The organism is Achromobacter piechaudii NBRC 102461, assembly GCF_001571245.1.
GTDB lineage: Bacteria > Pseudomonadota > Gammaproteobacteria > Burkholderiales > Burkholderiaceae_B > Achromobacter > Achromobacter piechaudii.
The window spans coordinates 90,681-106,140 of sequence record NZ_BCTK01000012.1 but is presented as its reverse complement, the minus strand read 5'-3'; the positions used below and the strand labels follow the sequence as shown (position 1 = coordinate 106,140).

Here is a 15,460-nt window from a genome sequence, read left to right as displayed (position 1 = left end):
TCCCCTATGAGACGGATGCTTGCGGGGCACCACATATATTCATATATCTGGTGCCCCGATTTTTATGCGGCTTGCTCATTGACCGGCGCCAGCGCGGTGTGCCACAGCGCATCCTGAACGCGGCGCACGCCAGTCGCCATCGACCCATCCTGATAAAGCTTGATCCATCGATAACCGGGCGCCAGGTTGTCCACGACGTGCTTGCCGTCGCGGATGCTGAACTGGAAGCAGGTAGAGGGCGTGGCCAACATGCGCAGGTTGTGGCGGCGACGATCGAATTCGTGATGCACGTGCCCCCACAGCAGAACGCGCGCCTGCGGCCACCGCGTCAGGCGCTTGAACAGCGCTTGCGGGTTGTCGATCATCATCGAGTCATGCCAGTGGCTGTCGATCTGCATCGGGTTGTGATGCATGGCGATCAAGGTGTGGCGCCCGGGCGCATCGGCCAGCGCGGCCTCCAGCATGTCCAGTTGGCTGTCGGGAAGATGGCCGGCATTGGAGCCGGGCACCGTCGTATCCAGCGTCACCACGCGCCAGGCGCCCACGTCCGTGACCGGCGCGGACCATTGCGGCAACTCCTGCCGCATCACGGCGGGCAAGTCATGATTGCCGGGCAGGCAACGGATCTGCGCACCAGACAGGACGCCGGCCTGACCCAGGATCGCCGCGAAGCGCCGGTAGGCTGCGGCCTCGCCGTCTTGCGATAAGTCGCCGGTGGCCAGCAACAGGTCGGGCCGCTTGCCATCCGCTTCGATCTGGCGCAGCACGGCGCGCAGGCTCGCGTCGGTATTGACGCCCAGCATCGACGTGTCGGGCTCCCCGAACAAATGGCTGTCGGTCAACTGGACGAGCATGGCGGGCGCGTCGTGACGCCGGGCCAGAGAATGGACGCGTGGCAAGTGCCGCTCCTGCGTAGTTTGCACGTTTGAACGTTACCCAAAAAACATGGCGCGACGCGTTTCCGTGACGGCAAGCGGGGTAACGAAACGTGCATTCTCCACGATTGCCTACAGTTTCCCAGCCAGCACTTTCTGAAAATGCCGCTATTCTTGTGAAACTTTTCACTGTTCGTGACGCGGCGCTATTCATGGATGTAGGTTTCCTCGTATTCGGCCTGGCCGGATTGCTCACTCTGGTCTGTTTCATGCCACCGCTGGCGGGCCGCCTCAAGCTGCCCTACTCGGTGCTGCTGGCTATCGTCGGCTGCTTGCTGGGGATCATCATCCACGTGCACGGCTGGGCGCCCAGCTGGATCGGCGACTTCCTGGATTCTCTGGAACGGTTCGAGATTTCGTCAGAAACCTTCCTCATGGTGTTCCTGCCGGTGCTGCTGTTCGAGACCGCGCTATCCATGAACGTGCGCCGCCTGATGGATGACATCGGGCCGATCCTGATGATGGCCATCGTGGCCGTGGTGGTCTGCACGGTGGTGGTTGGCGTGACGTTGGACGCGATCTCGCCCTACGGTCTGGTGGTCTGCCTGCTGTTGGGGGCCATCGTCGCCACGACCGACCCGGTCGCCGTGGTCGGCATTTTCCGCGAGGTGGGCGCGCCCAAGCGCCTGACCACCCTGGTCGAAGGCGAAAGCCTGTTCAACGACGCCGCGTCCATCGCCCTGTACTCTGTGCTGCTGGCCGTTTTGAGCGGCCACGGCGAACTGACCGTCAGCGGCATTTTCAACGACTTCATCGTGCACTTCATCGGCGGCGGCATCGCCGGCTTCGCGATGGGACGGCTGGCCTGCTTCCTGTTTGCCTGGCTGCGCGGTTTCCCGACGGCAGAAATCACGCTGACGTTGACGCTGGCCTATCTGTCCTTCTTCATCTCCGAACATTACTTGAACGTGTCGGGCGTGGTCGCGACCGTCATTGCGGGCCTGGTCGTGGGTTCCACCGGCCGCACTCGCATGTCGCCCACCACCTTCGAATACCTGGCCAGCGCGTGGGAACAGTTCGGCTTCTGGGCCAATTCCCTGATTTTCCTGTTCGCGGCCATGCTGATCCCCAAGCTGATGGCCGCCGCCGATTGGCAGGAACTGGTGCTGGTGGCCGTGGTGTTCGTGGCCACCCTGGTGGCGCGCGCCATTGTCGTGTTCGGGCTGTTGCCGCTATTGGGGCTGACGCGCTTGGGCACCAAGGTCAGCAACCCGTACAAGGTCGTGATGTTGTGGGGCGGGCTGCGCGGCGCCGTGTCGCTGGCGCTGGCGCTGGCCGTGACCGAGCAGAGCGGCGTGGCGGAAGAGGCGCGCCAGTTCATCGCCGTGGCCACCACCAGCTACGTGCTGCTGACCCTGTTCATCAACGGCATCAGCCTGCGCCCGCTGATCCGCATGCTGGGCCTGAACCAGCTATCGTCGGTGGAGCGCACCATCCGCAATCAGGCGCTGGCCGTCGCGTTGGAAGACTTGCAGGGCAAGACCGACGAGGTTGCCAAGACCGAGCATATCGGCACGGAGGTGCGCGACCGCATCCGCGCCGTGTTCGACGCCAGCCTGACCAGCGTGCACGACGGCCAGGTCAGCCAGATGAGCGACGAACAGCGCGTGGCCGTGGGCCTGGCCATCGTGGCGCAGCGTGAAGAGGAAATGTTCTTCGACATCCTGAAGGCGCAGATCGTGGACTGGCGCATGGCGGAAACGCTGCTGGCGCGCGCCGAGCGCTTGGAAGACGCCATCCGGCTGGGTGGCGTGCCGGGCTTTGAACGCGCCATCGTGCAAGACGTGCGCTATTCCACCGCCTTCCGGCTGGCGCTGCGCATGCATTACTTGTTCGGTTTTCAAGGCTGGCTGGCGCGCGAACTGGGCCAGCGGTTCGCCAACCTGATGAGCAAGCGCTCTGTTGCGCAACGGCTGATCGCCTTCGCGCGTGAACAGATCACGCCGCTGCTGGGCGAAGAGGCCACGCAGCGCATTGTGTCTTTGCACCAGCGTCGGCTGGACCTGATCGAAAGCGCAATGCAGGCGCTGAACCTGCAATACCCGTCCTATGCGCAGTGGTTGCAGGAAAGCTACCTGGGCCGCGTCGCACGCGAGCTGGAACGCATACGCTATCGCGACATGCTTGAGCAATTCCTGATCAGCGGCGAGGTCTACGCTGACCTGATGGCGCAATTGAAGAGCCGTTGGGCGCACATCGACAAGCATCCGCCGCTGGATATCGAAATGAGCGCGGCCGATCTGATCAAGCGCGTGCCCTTGTTGGAAGGCCTGTCACCGGATTCTCTGCGCGCCATCAGCAAGCTGCTCAAGCCGCGCCTGGCGTTGCCCGATCAGCGCGTGCTGACCAAAGGCAGGCATGGCGAGGAAATGTGTTTTGTGGCGTCTGGCGCTGTGGCGGTGCATCTGCCCGACAACACCATGATCGAATTGGGCAGTGGCGAATTCTTCGGTGAACTCGGCCTGCTGGGTGAACAGCAGATCACCCCTGAAGTCACCTCGTTGGGCTACAGCAAGCTGCTGATGCTGTCGTCGCGTGACTTCCATGCGCTGCTGGCACGCGACGAAAATCTGCGCGAGCGGATCCAGGTGGTGGCCAAACAGCGTTTGCGCGCCATCGAAGTGTGGAAGCAGTTCTCGCAGGCTCAAGCCGCACCCACGCCGTCGCCCGCGCCGGCTTCTGCGCCCACGCCTGCGCAGGCTGCCGAAGCGGCGGAAGCCGCCGGCGCCACGCGCGACTCGATCGAGGATGAGGGCGTGGGCATGCAAATGCCCGGCGAACCCGCGGCCGATGCGCCGGGGGGCGTATCGCGCTGAATCAGGTCCGCTGAATCAGATCTGGCCGGCCGCTTGCCGGCGCATGATGTCTTCGACGATCACCAAGGCCGCCTCCAGCGTGAACTCCCCTTCGCCCACCTGGCGCAGCACGGTGGGCACGTCGGCGGTGGCGATCTCCATGACTTCGCCATCCCGATTGGCGGGCCGGACGTCGGCGGCCAGCACGCAGGTGCTGGTCAACACGTCCTCGACCTGATAGCCCTCGGGCAGGCGACGATGGATGCGCAGGATGGTGCGCAATGGCGTGCGGTTGGCCAGTTGCGGCGCGTCCAGCCCCGCTTCCTCGCCGCATTCGCGCACCAGCGCCAGTTCCAGGTCTTCGCCGCTGCCGGCCAAGCCCCCGACCAATGTGTCCCACATACCGGGATCCGTGGACTTGCTCAGTGCGCGCCGCGCGACCCAGATGCGGCCGTCCGGCGTCCACGCATTCAGATGCACCGCGTGCGTTAACAGCCCCAGCGGGCGCACCGCCGCGCGTTCGATCACGCCCAGCGGTTCGTCGCCGTCCATCACGTCCAGCAGTTCGTCGCGCCAGCCACGCAAGCAGTTGGCTTGGCGCAACAGTTGCGCGGTGTTTTCGAGCACGGCGTTCAGCGCCGCGCCCGGTTCGAGGTTGGGACCGATGTGCAGCGCGGCCTCGTCGCAGGCAATGCCGGGCGCGTCGCGCAGTGCGTCGCAGGCCGCATGCGTGGCCCAGCCGCAGCGACGCCCCGCTATATATAAAGCGTGTGCGCCGTCGGGGGCGGGTTGCTGCGCGCGCGCGCACAGGTCGGCATACAAGTCGGACAGCTGCTGGGGCATCGTGGCGTGTCGTGATGGGGTTGGCGACGATTTTATGCCACACGGTTTGCGGCGCGCGTCAAGGGCCGAACAGTGGGCGAGCGCAGATGGGGGCAGGCCCCCTTAATTCAAGAGGCTTGTCTTACATCTGTTTGCGTGTCCGCTATAATCCGCCAGTTTCTTTGTGATTTCGAGTGGGAACGCGGGGGCCGCTCTATCTCCCTGCTTAACCCTGCCATCTAATAATTGCGCGTAGTCCTGTTGAAGTGACACTCGTGCCACTAGGCGACAAGGGCCCTCGCGCCGTGTTTCGAGGTAAGCATGAAGAAGTGGAGAGGGATACTGGGGGCTTGTGCGATGCTGATTGGCAGCGTGGCCGGTGCTCAGGTGCAAGACATGCCCGGCGGCCCGAAGGTCAATCAGCTGAACCTGCATGAAGGCGTGACCGCAATATCACGCGACATCATGTGGCTGCATTGGATGCTGCTCACGATCTGTATCGTGATCTTCATCGGTGTGTTCGGGGTGATGTTCTATTCCATCTGGGCGCACCGCAAATCACGCGGGCACAAGGCGGCGACCTTTCACGAACATCTGGGCGTGGAAGTCGCCTGGACGGTCATCCCTTTCATCATCGTCATTGCCATGGCCCTGCCGGCCACCAAGACGGTCGTGGCCATGAAGGACACCTCCAGCGCCGACCTCACCATCAAGGTCACCGGCTATCAATGGAAGTGGGGCTACGAATACCTCGACGGCTCCGCCGCCGGCGTCAAATTCCTGTCCACGCTGTCCACGCCCCGCGCGCAGATCGAGAACCGCGAGCCCAAGGGCGAGTTCTATCTGATGGAAGTGGACAACCACATGGTGGTGCCGGTGGACAAAAAGGTCCGGGTCGTACTGACCGCGGCCGACGTGATCCACTCGTGGATGATCCCCGACTTCGGCGTCAAGCAGGACGCCATCCCCGGCTTCCTGCGCGATGCCTGGTTCCGTGCCGACACCCCGGGCATCTACCGTGGGCAGTGCGCGGAACTGTGTGGCAAGGACCACGCCTTCATGCCCATCGTTGTCGAAGTCCTGGCGCAAGCCGACTACGATAAGTGGGTTGAAGACCAAAAGAAGAAAATGGCGGCAAACGCCGACGATCCTAATAAAGAGTGGACGGAAGCCGAACTGGTTGCCCGTGGCGAAAAAGTCTTCGCCGCCAATTGCGTAGCCTGTCACCAGGCCAACGGCAAGGGCATTCCGGGCAGCTTCCCACCGCTTGACGGAGACAAGGTTGTGCTGGGTCCCAAGGCGGACCAGATCAACACCGTGCTCAAGGGCAAGCCCGGCACCGCGATGGCGGCGTTTGGCGGGCAGCTCAATGATGTCGAGATCGCAGCGGTCATCAGCTATACACGCCATGCCTGGAGCAATGCAGGCAAGGGGCAGGACCCGACGGTTCTACCGAAGGACGTTGCGGCCGCGCGTTGATCGCGCACGCTACGCCCTACACCGATAGAACCGGTTCCGTTTAGTTAGAGATACCCTGCCGGTCCCGTGGATCGGGGCCGGCACTCAGCAGGAAGGAGTCCATCATGAGCAGCGTCACTGTAGACCACGTGTCGCCGGGCCACGGCCACGGTCACGATGACCACCACCACGCCATCCCCACCGGTTGGCGTCGCTGGCTATTCGCCACGAACCATAAAGACATCGGGACGATGTATCTCATCTTCTCGTTTGCCATGTTGCTGGAAGGCGGCACGCTTGCCTTGCTGCTGCGTACCGAATTGTTCGAGCCGGGCTTGCAGTTCTTCCGCCCCGAACTGTTCAACCAGTTCACGACCATGCACGGCATCATCATGGTGTTCGGCGCCATCATGCCGGCCTTCGTGGGCTTTGCGAACTGGATGATCCCGATGCAGATCGGCGCATCCGACATGGCGTTCGCGCGCATGAACAACTTCAGCTTCTGGCTGCTGCCGGTGGCCGCCATCATGCTGACGGCATCGTTCTTCGTGCCGGGCGGGGCCACTGCCGCGGGCTGGACGCTGTACGCGCCCCTGTCCTTGCAGATGGGTCCGGGCATGGACCTGGGCATTTTCGCCATGCACTTGATGGGCGCGTCCTCGATCATGGGCGCGATCAACATCATCGTGACCATCCTGAACATGCGCGCGCCCGGCCTCACGCTGATGAAGATGCCGCTGTTCTGCTGGACCTGGCTGATCACCGCCTTCCTGCTGCTGGCCGTGATGCCGGTGCTGGCCGCTGCCATCACCATGGTGCTGACCGACCGCCACTTCGGCACGGGCTTCTTCAACGCGGCCGCCGGCGGCGACCCGGTCCTGTACCAGCACGTGTTCTGGTTCTTCGGGCACCCCGAGGTCTACATCATGATCTTGCCGGCGTTCGGTATCGTGTCGGCCATCGTGCCCGCGTTTGCCCGCAAGAAGCTGTTCGGCTACGCCTCGATGGTGTACGCCACCGCCTCCATCGCCGTGCTGTCCTTCATCGTGTGGGCCCACCACATGTTCACGACGGGCATGCCGGTCACCGGGCAGCTCTACTTCATGTACGCCACCATGCTCATCTCCATCCCGACCGGGGTGAAGGTGTTCAACTGGGTCGCCACCATGTGGCGCGGCTCCATGACGTTCGAAACCCCGATGCTGTTCTCGATCGGCTTCATCTTCGTGTTCACCATGGGCGGCTTCACGGGCCTGATCCTGTCGGTGGCGCCCATCGACATCCAGGTGCACGACACCTATTACGTGGTGGCGCACTTCCACTACGTGCTGGTGGCCGGCTCCCTGTTCGCGCTGTTCGCCGGCGCTTACTACTGGGTGCCGAAGTGGACCGGCCGCATGTACAGCGAAAAGCTGGGCAAGCTGCACTTCTGGTCCACGCTGATTTCGTTCAACGTGACTTTCTTCCCCATGCACTTCCTGGGGCTGGCCGGCATGCCGCGCCGTTACGCCGACTACGCCGCGCAGTTCACGACGTTCCACCAGATGGCCACCATTGGCGCGTTCTGGTTCGGCCTGTCGCAGCTGATCTTCCTGTGGGCGATCGTGCGCTGCTACATGGGCAAGGGCGAACCGGCGGCTGCCAAGCCGTGGGAAGGCGCCGAAGGGCTGGAATGGACGGTGCCTTCGCCCGCCCCGTTCCACACCTTCGAAACCCCGCCCGAAGTGAAGTGAACCCGTCTTTCATGTTCCAGGTAGCACAGCAATGACACCCGAGCAGCGCCGCCGTAACAAGATTGCAGGATGGGTCCTCGTGGCCTTTGTCATCGCCGTGTTTGCCTGGACCGTGTTGCGCGGTTCAGCGTTGCTGACAGGAAACGCGGTCAGTTAGGCCCGAACCATGAGCGACGACCTGCACGAAACCTCCCGGCGCAAGCTGAGTTTCCTTCAGACGATGAAGGCGGTGGCGTGGGGGTTTTTCGGCGTGCGCAAGGGCGCGGGCTACCGGGAAGACAGCGCCAAGCTGAACCCGGTGCACGTGATCCTGGCCGGGCTGCTGGCGGCGGCAATCTTCGTGACTGTGCTGGTATTAATTGTGCGTTGGGCCGTTTCCAGCCTGACTTGAATCACTTAATCTATAAATCTGTACCAGGGAGAAAGCCATGAGTGCAAGCCACTCGGTTCAAGGTAAAGAGGCACCGTACTACTTTGTGCCCGCCGACTCGGGTCATCCCGTGCGTACGGCGGTGGCGCTGCTGTTCATGGGGCTGGGCGCCGCAGGCTGGATCAACGGGGTCAGCTGGGCCAAGTGGTCCGTGCTGGCCGGCTTCATCGGTCTGATCGTGGTGCTGTATTACTGGTTTGGCGACGCCATCCAGGAATCCGAAGCCGGCTTGAACAGCAAGCGCATCGACGGCTCGTACCGTTGGGGCATGAGCTGGTTCATCTTCTCGGAAGTGATGTTCTTCGCGGCGTTCTTCGGCGCCCTCTGGTACACCCGCACCATCACCACGCCGTGGCTGGGCGATATCGATCACCGCCTGATGCTGTGGCCCGACTTCAAGGCCGCCTGGCCCAACTTCGGACCGGCTGGCGTGGTCGAAGAATTCCAGACGGTCGGCCCGTTCTGGCTGCCCACGATCAACACCGCGCTGCTGCTGTCCTCGGGCGTCACGCTGACCATCGCCCACCACGCGCTGCGCGAAAACCATCGCGGCAAGACGATGTTCTGGCTGGCCGCCACGGTCATCCTCGGCTTCATCTTCGTGGCCTGTCAGGCCGCCGAATACCATCACGCTTATACCGAGCTGAACCTGAAGTTCAACTCCGGAGCCTATGGCTCGCTGTTCTACATGCTGACCGGTTTCCACGGCTTTCACGTGATCCTGGGCGCGACCATGCTGACGGTGATTCTGGTGCGCCTGATGCGGGGACACTTCACCGCCGACCATCACTTCGGCTTCGAAGGCGCGGCCTGGTACTGGCACTTTGTGGACGTGGTGTGGCTGGGCCTGTACTTGTTCGTGTACTGGTTCTAAGACCGGTGCACAAGACGGGCGACGCGCGGGAACTCCGGGGCCCGAACCCGGTCGATTAACGCGCGGCGCTCGCATCGACTTCAGCGATAACCGCACCCCAGGGTCTGCGCGTCAGCGCAGGCCCGTGCTTTCGATCCAACCCATGTGGTGGGCGAACAGCACGAACAGGAACAGGGCGACCGACAGCCCGATGCGCACGGTCAGCGCATTGACGGTGCGGCTGGTGGACCCTTTGTCCCGCATCAGATAGACCAGGGCGGATGCCAGACTGGCCAGAATTCCGATGAAGGCCAGTACGACGAATACGCGCATGGTGGTCTCCGGACAAACAGAGTTAGCAACGATACATGGCCCGACCGCATTCAACCCGCTACACCATAGCCGCCCTACTTCTGCTTGGCATCGCCGTGGTGATTCTGGTGTCGCTCGGGCAGTGGCAATTGCGTCGCAGCGATGAGCGACGCGCCATTCTGGCCGCTATCGAAGCGGGCCGCAAGCAAGCGCCGGTGATGCTGACGCCTGCTACCCCTTCCGATGACTTCACGCCCTGGCGCGTGGCGCAGGCCACAGGCGCGTGGCTGCCGCAATTCAGTGTACTGCTGGACAATCGCAACCACGAAGGGCGTCCGGGCTATTGGCTGGCCACGCCATTGCTGCTTGACGCGTCCTCGCGCCAGGCCGTGCTGGTGTTGCGGGGTTGGTTGCCCCGGGTCATGCCCGGCCAGGGCGACCCCGTGTTACCCGCCGCGCCGCAAGGCCCACAGACGGTGACCGGCGAAATGAACGAACGCGTGCCGCGCATGTTTGAATTGTGGTCGTTGGGCGGATCGGACCAATCTGCCCTGCCCGCGACCTTGCCCGCCGCCGAGGGGCGGATTCCACAGGTGCAGAACCTGCCGCTGGACGCCTATGCGCGCGCCACGGGGCTGAACCTGCTGCCCGTGGTGTTGAGCCAGACCGACCCGCACAACGCCGACGGCCTGGTGCGCGACTGGCCGCGACCGCCTGTGGATTTTCAGAAAAACACGTCTTACGCCGTGCAGTGGTTCGCGTTTGCTTCGATTGCCGCCATCGCATGGCTGGTGGTGCTGGGGGGCGCCATCAAGCGCATGCGCCAGCGCGCGGGACAGGGCTCAAGGCCCTGAGCGCGCATCAACGAAAGATTCTTCCAGGATACAAAGTGGCTCGCGACATTTCATCCCATCCGCCCGCACGCAAGCGTTCATTGACGCCCATGGTGCTGGTGTTCCTGTGTTCGCTGGCGCCCATCGTGGCCGCCTTCGTCGTATACATGAATCCGCAATGGTGGCCGGCGGATTCCAGCAACTACGGGACGCTGGTCTCGCCGCAGCGGCCCATGCCCGCCGCCAACGAGCTGAAGCTGACCACCCTGGACGGCAAGCCCTTCGATCTGCAAAGCCTCAAAGGCAAGTGGCTGCTGGTGGCGGCCGACGGCGCGGCGTGTCCTGAAAGCTGCGCGCGCAAGCTCTACATCACGCGCAACACGCACGCCAGTCAGGGCAAGAACGTGGACCGCCTGGCCCGCGTCTGGTTCATTACCGACAACGAGCCGGTGCCGGAAAAGGTATTGGAGGCCTATCAAGGCACGGTCATGCTGCGCGTGAATGCGGATCAGCTTGCCCACTACCTGCTGGCCCGCGACAGCGCCGCCGGACAGCCGGCCTTGCAGGATCCGATCTGGGTGATCGACCCGCTGGGCAATCTCATGATGCAGTACCCTGCCCAGGCGGATGGCGTGAAAGTGCGCAAAGACATCAGCAAGCTGGTCTACAACTCGCGCATTGGTTAAGGGTTTTTTCTTTTGGTTGACATGGAACGCATCAAAGCGCGTTATCGCAAGCTCGTTTTCTTCACCTGGTTCCTGACGCTGGACCTCATCATGTTCGGCGCCTTCGTGCGCCTGACGGACTCCGGCCTGGGCTGTCCCGATTGGCCTGGCTGCTACGGCAGCGTGACGCCGCTGGGCGCGCAGGGCGACATCCATCAAGCGTCGCAGGCCATGCCTTTCGGCCCCGTGACCATGTCCAAGGCCTGGATCGAAATGATCCATCGCTACGTGGGCTCCATCCTGGGCATGCTCATCATCGGCATCGTCTACATGGCGTGGCGCTACCGCCGCGAACTGGGCCGGTCGCCCGCGCTGGCGGTGACGACGCTGGTCGCCGTGTGCGTGCAGGGCGCGTTTGGCGCCTGGACCGTGACCCATAAGCTGATGCCCGCCGTCGTGACGGCGCATCTGGTGTTCGGGCTGTCGGTGCTGGCGCTGATGACGTGGCTGTCCGCGCGCGAGCGTCCGCACTTGGCGATCGCAGCGGCGGCTTCGCGCTGGAAGCCCTGGGTGGCGGTGGGCTTCGGCCTGCTGCTGGTGCAGGTGACGCTGGGCGGCTGGGTCAGCACCAACTACGCGGCGCTGGCCTGCATGGACTTCCCCATGTGCCACGGCAAGTGGGTGCCCGACATGGACTTTCACGGCGGCTATTCCGTGATACGCGGCCTGGGCGAACTGCCCTCGGGTGAAATGATCTCTCAGCCCGCGCTGACCGCCATCCATTGGGTCCACCGTAATTTTGCCTTTGTCGTGTTCCTGTACCTGGGTACGCTGGCCTGGCGGTTGCGGGCCGAGCCCGGCCTGCGCGGCCCGGCCACCTTGATGCTGGCGCTGCTGGTGGCGCAATTGTTCACCGGCCTGACGACCATATTTTTCCAGTGGCCGTTGCTGATCGCCGTGCTGCACAATGGGGGCGCGGCCGGCCTGACCTTGGCCGCCGTGGTGCTGATGGTGCGCCTGTCCACGGCGGGCAGCGTGCCGGCAGGGGGCAGTGGCCCCAATTCGGTGCGCGTTTAAAATAGGGTCCACTATGACCAGTCTTGCCGCTCCTCAATCCGGATTGCTTCGCCAATACCTCGTCCTCACCAAGCCGCGCGTTACGCAGTTGGCGGTGTTCTGCGCCGTCATCGGCATGTTTCTCGCCGTGCCGGGCGTGCCCGATATGCGCCGCGTGCTGTTCGGCACCATCGGCATCTGGCTGCTTGCCGCAGCCGCCTTCGCCATCAACTGCCTGATCGAACAGGAAGTCGATGCGCGCATGCTGCGCACGGCGCGGCGCGCCACCGCTCGCGGCACCATCTCGGCCTTCCAGGTGTTGAGCCTGTCCGGTTTGCTGGGCGGTGTGGGCATGTTCGTGCTGTATACGCTGGTGAACCCGCTGACCATGTGGCTGACGTTCGCCACCTTCGTGGGCTACGCCGTCATCTACACCGTCATCCTCAAGCCGCGCACGCCCCAGAACATCGTGATCGGCGGCCTGTCGGGCGCGATGCCGCCCGCGCTGGGCTGGGCGGCCGTGGCCGATTCCGTGCCGGCCGAGGCCTGGGTGCTGGTGCTGATCATCTTCATCTGGACGCCGCCGCATTTCTGGGCGCTGGCGCTGTACCGCAACCATGACTACGCCAAGGCCGGCTTGCCGATGCTGCCGGTCACGCACGGCAACCAGTTCACGCGTCTGCACATCCTGCTCTACAGCGTGGCGCTGGTGGCGACGACGCTGTTGCCCTACGCCATCCGCATGAGCGGTGAACTCTATCTGCTGTCGGCGCTGGTGCTGGGCGGCATGTTCGTGTCCTATGCCTGGCGTCTGTACCGCGCTTATAGCGACGAACTTGCGCGCAGCATGTTCCGTTTTTCCATTCTCTACCTGGCGTTGCTGTTCGGTGCTCTGCTGGTGGACCACTGGGTCGCCCTGCTGCGCTGACCCCTGGAGATTGTTGATGTCCGTGTTTTCCGCCAGCCGCCGGCTCGGCCTGCGCATTGCCGCAGCCACCGCCGTGACGGTCCTTACCGCCGCCCTGGCCGCCTGCGGCGACGCCGCGCCCACCTTCAAGGGTAGCGACATCAGCGGCACCCAGCTGGGACGCGGCATGGAGCTGACCGACACCGACGGCAAGACCCGTCAGCTGTCCGACTTTGCAGGCAAGGTCGTCGTGGTGTTTTTCGGATTCACGCAGTGCCCCGACGTGTGCCCCACGTCGCTGGCCGAGCTGACCGAAGTGATGAAGAAGCTGGGGCCGGACGCCGATCGCGTGCAGGTGCTGCTGATCACGGTCGACCCAGAGCGCGACACGCAGGAAGTGCTTAAGCAGTATGTCACCGCATTCGATCCGCGCTTCCTGGGCCTGACGGGCACGCCCGACCAGATCAAGAAGGCGGCGGCGTCGTTCAAGGCTTACTACGCCAAGGCGCCCACCAAAGATGGCAACTACACGATGGACCACACCGCCGCGTTCTACCTGCTGGACGGCAAGGGCGAATCGCGCGTGCTGGCCAACAACACGCTGGGCGTGGACGCGCTGACGCACGACATCAAGGAATTGCTGAAAGGCTGAGGGGTGCCGTGCAAAAGAAGGATCAGCGGGCGCCAGCGCTCGCCGCAGCCCAGCCGGCCAACGCCGCCTGGGCTTTTTCATGCAGCTCGGCGACCGCGATGTCGTGGCGGTGCGAGATGATCATCAAGGCGTAGGGCGTGGCCAGCGCAGCGGCCTCGGGACACAGGCGCGACTCTTCGCCGACCGAGGGCGAGACATTGCGCCAATAGTTGATTGCCTGTTCGAGTTGGGGCAGGGAAATGGAATCCATGGCGCCTATTGTCCACGAATGCACAAGGCTGTCCACCGCTCCAGCACGCGCTGCAACGCCTGCAAAGAAGCGTCACCATCGCAACATGCCGAAACCGCGCCCGGGTGCTATACCGATGCCGGTTAGTTACGATGGAGCATCGTCATGAATACATCCACCCGAATTCAACAGGCGCGCAGCGGCCTGCACCCGCTGGTGGCAGCGGCGGCCATCGCCGTCATCGTCATGTGCGCGGTAGGTGTGGCAGCCGTGATGGGCTGGCTGCCCTCGCCGTCCGCCAATCCGCACGCCGATACGCCGGTGGCCGAAGCCGGCCCTGAGAACGCCAACCTGGCGCCCGCCCCGCAAGAAGCGCCCGCGCCGGCGTCGCGCCAGGCGCAGCAGTCCGCGCCGGCTACGCAGCAGGCCCGTCCGGCCTCCGCTTCGGCCCCGCGCGCGCCTGCACCCGCCCCGGCCCAGCAGGCTTGCCAAAGCTGCGGCGTGGTGGAAACGATCCGCCAGGTTCAGGTCCCGGTGAAGGACAATAGCGATCATCTGGTTGGCACCATCGGCGGTGGCGTGGTCGGCGGCGTCGTAGGTAATCAATTTGGCGGAGGCAGCGGCAAGACGGCGCTGACGGTGCTGGGCGCAGTCGGCGGTGCTTTGGCAGGCCGTGAAGTTGAGCGTAATATCAGACAGCAACAAACGGTGACGCACTATGAGCTGACGGTCCGGATGAGCGACGGCAGTGCGCGCCAGTTTCGCAGCGCGCAGCCGTTCGCCTTTGCGTCCGGCGATCATGTGCGTGTGGAAAACAACCAGCTGCTGCCCGGCTAATCCGCGGCCAGCCGCAATCAGTCTATGGGGAGACCTGGCATGAGCGACCAATTCACAAACCCGTTCGTCCTTCCTGGCATGGGACAGAATTCCGATCTGTCGGGCAATCCCTTGCTGGCCAGCATGGAAATGATGCGTCAGGCCTGGGCGGGGTTGACCGGCCCGGGCGGATTGGCCAGCAGCCTGCCGATGGCCCCTCCCATGAATCTTGAAGACCTGGATCGGCGCATCGCCGAGCTGCGTTCGGTCGAGAACTGGTTGCGCATGAATCTGTCGATGTTGTCATCCACGATCCAGGGCATGGAAGTGCAACGCTCCACGATCAGCACGTTGCGCGCGTTCGTGGACAGCGCCGCCAGCATGGACATGAGCGCGGTGCGAGATAGCGGCGCGGCCTCGCCGCTGGAAGTGGTGCTGGGTTTGAAGCCCGCACCCAAGTCCACGGCCAAGCCGACGTCGTCGGCCTCCTCGTCGGGCGCTCGTACCGACGCGCCGCACGACACCAAGCCGTCATCCGACACCGGGGCCGGCGCTACCAAAGCGTCCGCTTCCGAATCGGATGGCCCCGGCATGACCGAGCAGATGGGCGCCGCCGCGCAGTCCGCCTCCAACGCCTGGTGGGACTTGCTGCAACAGCAGTTCAATCAGATCGCCGCCGCCACCGCCGCGTCCATGCCGTCCAACCCCGCCGCGCCAGCAGCTGGGTCCGGTGAACCCGGCCAGTCCAAGCCCAAGGATTCCAAGGCTGCCGCCAAGCCCGAGGCCAAGGCGTCCAAGCCCGCCGCCCGCAAGCCCGCGGCCAAGTCCGCTTCGAAGAGCGCCGCCAAGAGCGCCCCTCGCGCGTCCAATAAAGCGGGGCCTGCCGACGGCAAGCCCTGATCTTCTTTCAATCGACCCGCGTCGGCCGCAAGGCCGTTCGCGCCGTCTCTCAACCTTACAGAAC

17 protein-coding genes are annotated in these 15,460 nt (G+C 64.0%); 13 read left to right on the top strand and 4 right to left on the bottom strand.

What is annotated here, in order from left to right; genetic code table 11:
- Positions 1-62 precede the first annotated feature (62 nt).
- The gene (locus API01S_RS21880; protein WP_061306143.1) at positions 63-899 is read right to left on the bottom strand and encodes a phosphodiesterase; all 837 of its coding nucleotides are present in this window, start codon (positions 897-899) and stop codon (positions 63-65) included.
- Between the two features lie 188 nt (positions 900-1,087).
- On the opposite strand from API01S_RS21880, the gene API01S_RS21875 reads away from it, so the two are divergent.
- Positions 1,088-3,751 (top strand): cation:proton antiporter, encoded by a 2,664-nt coding sequence (locus API01S_RS21875; RefSeq protein WP_039882606.1) that lies wholly within the window; start codon positions 1,088-1,090, stop codon positions 3,749-3,751.
- A 15-nt stretch (positions 3,752-3,766) separates the two neighbouring features.
- On the opposite strand, the gene API01S_RS21870 is transcribed toward API01S_RS21875, so the two are convergent.
- A complete protein-coding gene (locus tag API01S_RS21870) occupies positions 3,767-4,573 on the bottom strand; it encodes an NUDIX hydrolase (RefSeq protein WP_006216865.1) in 807 nt (268 codons plus the stop codon).
- Between the two features lie 300 nt (positions 4,574-4,873).
- On the opposite strand from API01S_RS21870, the gene coxB reads away from it, so the two are divergent.
- The 5 genes from coxB to API01S_RS21850 all read left to right on the top strand — a co-directional run bounded on the left by coxB (position 4,874) and on the right by API01S_RS21850 (position 9,047).
- Positions 4,874-6,031: a cytochrome c oxidase subunit II gene (gene coxB, locus API01S_RS21865; protein WP_039882609.1), complete on the top strand. Its 1,158-nt coding sequence runs from the start codon at positions 4,874-4,876 to the stop codon at positions 6,029-6,031.
- A 104-nt stretch (positions 6,032-6,135) separates the two neighbouring features.
- Positions 6,136-7,743, top strand: coding sequence for a cytochrome c oxidase subunit I (gene ctaD / locus API01S_RS21860; protein WP_006216867.1), 1,608 nt, complete (start codon positions 6,136-6,138; stop codon positions 7,741-7,743).
- Between the two features lie 31 nt (positions 7,744-7,774).
- Positions 7,775-7,900, top strand: a complete 126-nt coding sequence (locus tag API01S_RS29450; protein ID WP_006216868.1) for a cytochrome oxidase small assembly protein — start codon at positions 7,775-7,777, stop codon at positions 7,898-7,900.
- A 9-nt stretch (positions 7,901-7,909) separates the two neighbouring features.
- Positions 7,910-8,134, top strand: coding sequence for a DUF2970 domain-containing protein (locus tag API01S_RS21855; protein WP_006216869.1), 225 nt, complete (start codon positions 7,910-7,912; stop codon positions 8,132-8,134).
- A gap of 37 nt (positions 8,135-8,171) precedes the next feature.
- Entirely contained in the window at positions 8,172-9,047 is an 876-nt protein-coding gene (locus API01S_RS21850) for a cytochrome c oxidase subunit 3 (RefSeq protein ID WP_006216870.1), read from the top strand.
- Between the two features lie 111 nt (positions 9,048-9,158).
- Here the strand turns inward: API01S_RS21850 and API01S_RS21845 are convergent, their stop codons facing one another.
- Positions 9,159-9,359 (bottom strand): twin transmembrane helix small protein, encoded by a 201-nt coding sequence (locus tag API01S_RS21845; protein ID WP_006216871.1) that lies wholly within the window; start codon positions 9,357-9,359, stop codon positions 9,159-9,161.
- Between the two features lie 35 nt (positions 9,360-9,394).
- Here API01S_RS21845 and API01S_RS21840 point away from each other — a divergent pair, with 35 nt between their 5' ends.
- From API01S_RS21840 to API01S_RS21820, 5 genes are all read left to right on the top strand, one after another.
- The gene (locus tag API01S_RS21840) at positions 9,395-10,192 is read left to right on the top strand and encodes an SURF1 family protein (RefSeq protein WP_061306142.1); all 798 of its coding nucleotides are present in this window, start codon (positions 9,395-9,397) and stop codon (positions 10,190-10,192) included.
- A gap of 89 nt (positions 10,193-10,281) precedes the next feature.
- Positions 10,282-10,857 (top strand): SCO family protein, encoded by a 576-nt coding sequence (locus API01S_RS21835; RefSeq protein ID WP_050728642.1) that lies wholly within the window; start codon positions 10,282-10,284, stop codon positions 10,855-10,857.
- Positions 10,858-10,878: 21 nt separating this feature from the next.
- On the top strand, positions 10,879-11,913 hold the full coding sequence (locus API01S_RS21830) for a COX15/CtaA family protein (RefSeq protein ID WP_006216874.1): 1,035 nt from the start codon (positions 10,879-10,881) through the stop codon (positions 11,911-11,913).
- A 13-nt stretch (positions 11,914-11,926) separates the two neighbouring features.
- On the top strand, positions 11,927-12,820 hold the full coding sequence (cyoE, locus tag API01S_RS21825) for a heme o synthase (RefSeq protein ID WP_006216875.1): 894 nt from the start codon (positions 11,927-11,929) through the stop codon (positions 12,818-12,820).
- Between the two features lie 16 nt (positions 12,821-12,836).
- On the top strand, positions 12,837-13,451 hold the full coding sequence (locus API01S_RS21820) for an SCO family protein (RefSeq protein ID WP_061306141.1): 615 nt from the start codon (positions 12,837-12,839) through the stop codon (positions 13,449-13,451).
- Between the two features lie 22 nt (positions 13,452-13,473).
- Here API01S_RS21820 and API01S_RS21815 read toward each other — a convergent pair whose 3' ends face one another.
- Complete coding sequence (locus API01S_RS21815) at positions 13,474-13,701, bottom strand: DUF3717 domain-containing protein (RefSeq protein WP_006216877.1); 228 nt, start codon at positions 13,699-13,701, stop codon at positions 13,474-13,476.
- A 144-nt stretch (positions 13,702-13,845) separates the two neighbouring features.
- On the opposite strand from API01S_RS21815, the gene API01S_RS21810 reads away from it, so the two are divergent.
- On the top strand, positions 13,846-14,517 hold the full coding sequence (locus API01S_RS21810) for a glycine zipper 2TM domain-containing protein (protein WP_061306140.1): 672 nt from the start codon (positions 13,846-13,848) through the stop codon (positions 14,515-14,517).
- A gap of 39 nt (positions 14,518-14,556) precedes the next feature.
- On the top strand, positions 14,557-15,396 hold the full coding sequence (locus API01S_RS21805; protein ID WP_061306139.1) for a PhaM family polyhydroxyalkanoate granule multifunctional regulatory protein: 840 nt from the start codon (positions 14,557-14,559) through the stop codon (positions 15,394-15,396).
- The last annotated feature ends 64 nt before the right edge of the window (positions 15,397-15,460 follow it).

What these genes read in the sequence shown, in the direction of transcription:
- API01S_RS21875 (WP_039882606.1), top strand. Translation starts at nt 1,088, where the DNA reads ATGGATGTAGGTTTCCTCGTATTCGGCCTGGCCGGATTGCTCACTCTG.
- API01S_RS21870 (WP_006216865.1), bottom strand. Translation starts at nt 4,573, where the DNA reads ATGCCCCAGCAGCTGTCCGACTTGTATGCCGACCTGTGCGCGCGCGCG.
- coxB (WP_039882609.1), top strand. Translation starts at nt 4,874, where the DNA reads ATGAAGAAGTGGAGAGGGATACTGGGGGCTTGTGCGATGCTGATTGGC.
- ctaD (WP_006216867.1), top strand. Translation starts at nt 6,136, where the DNA reads ATGAGCAGCGTCACTGTAGACCACGTGTCGCCGGGCCACGGCCACGGT.
- API01S_RS29450 (WP_006216868.1), top strand. Translation starts at nt 7,775, where the DNA reads ATGACACCCGAGCAGCGCCGCCGTAACAAGATTGCAGGATGGGTCCTC.
- API01S_RS21855 (WP_006216869.1), top strand. Translation starts at nt 7,910, where the DNA reads ATGAGCGACGACCTGCACGAAACCTCCCGGCGCAAGCTGAGTTTCCTT.
- API01S_RS21850 (WP_006216870.1), top strand. Translation starts at nt 8,172, where the DNA reads ATGAGTGCAAGCCACTCGGTTCAAGGTAAAGAGGCACCGTACTACTTT.
- API01S_RS21845 (WP_006216871.1), bottom strand. Translation starts at nt 9,359, where the DNA reads ATGCGCGTATTCGTCGTACTGGCCTTCATCGGAATTCTGGCCAGTCTG.
- API01S_RS21840 (WP_061306142.1), top strand. Translation starts at nt 9,395, where the DNA reads ATGGCCCGACCGCATTCAACCCGCTACACCATAGCCGCCCTACTTCTG.
- API01S_RS21835 (WP_050728642.1), top strand. Translation starts at nt 10,282, where the DNA reads ATGGTGCTGGTGTTCCTGTGTTCGCTGGCGCCCATCGTGGCCGCCTTC.
- API01S_RS21830 (WP_006216874.1), top strand. Translation starts at nt 10,879, where the DNA reads ATGGAACGCATCAAAGCGCGTTATCGCAAGCTCGTTTTCTTCACCTGG.
- cyoE (WP_006216875.1), top strand. Translation starts at nt 11,927, where the DNA reads ATGACCAGTCTTGCCGCTCCTCAATCCGGATTGCTTCGCCAATACCTC.
- API01S_RS21820 (WP_061306141.1), top strand. Translation starts at nt 12,837, where the DNA reads ATGTCCGTGTTTTCCGCCAGCCGCCGGCTCGGCCTGCGCATTGCCGCA.
- API01S_RS21815 (WP_006216877.1), bottom strand. Translation starts at nt 13,701, where the DNA reads ATGGATTCCATTTCCCTGCCCCAACTCGAACAGGCAATCAACTATTGG.
- API01S_RS21810 (WP_061306140.1), top strand. Translation starts at nt 13,846, where the DNA reads ATGAATACATCCACCCGAATTCAACAGGCGCGCAGCGGCCTGCACCCG.
- API01S_RS21805 (WP_061306139.1), top strand. Translation starts at nt 14,557, where the DNA reads ATGAGCGACCAATTCACAAACCCGTTCGTCCTTCCTGGCATGGGACAG.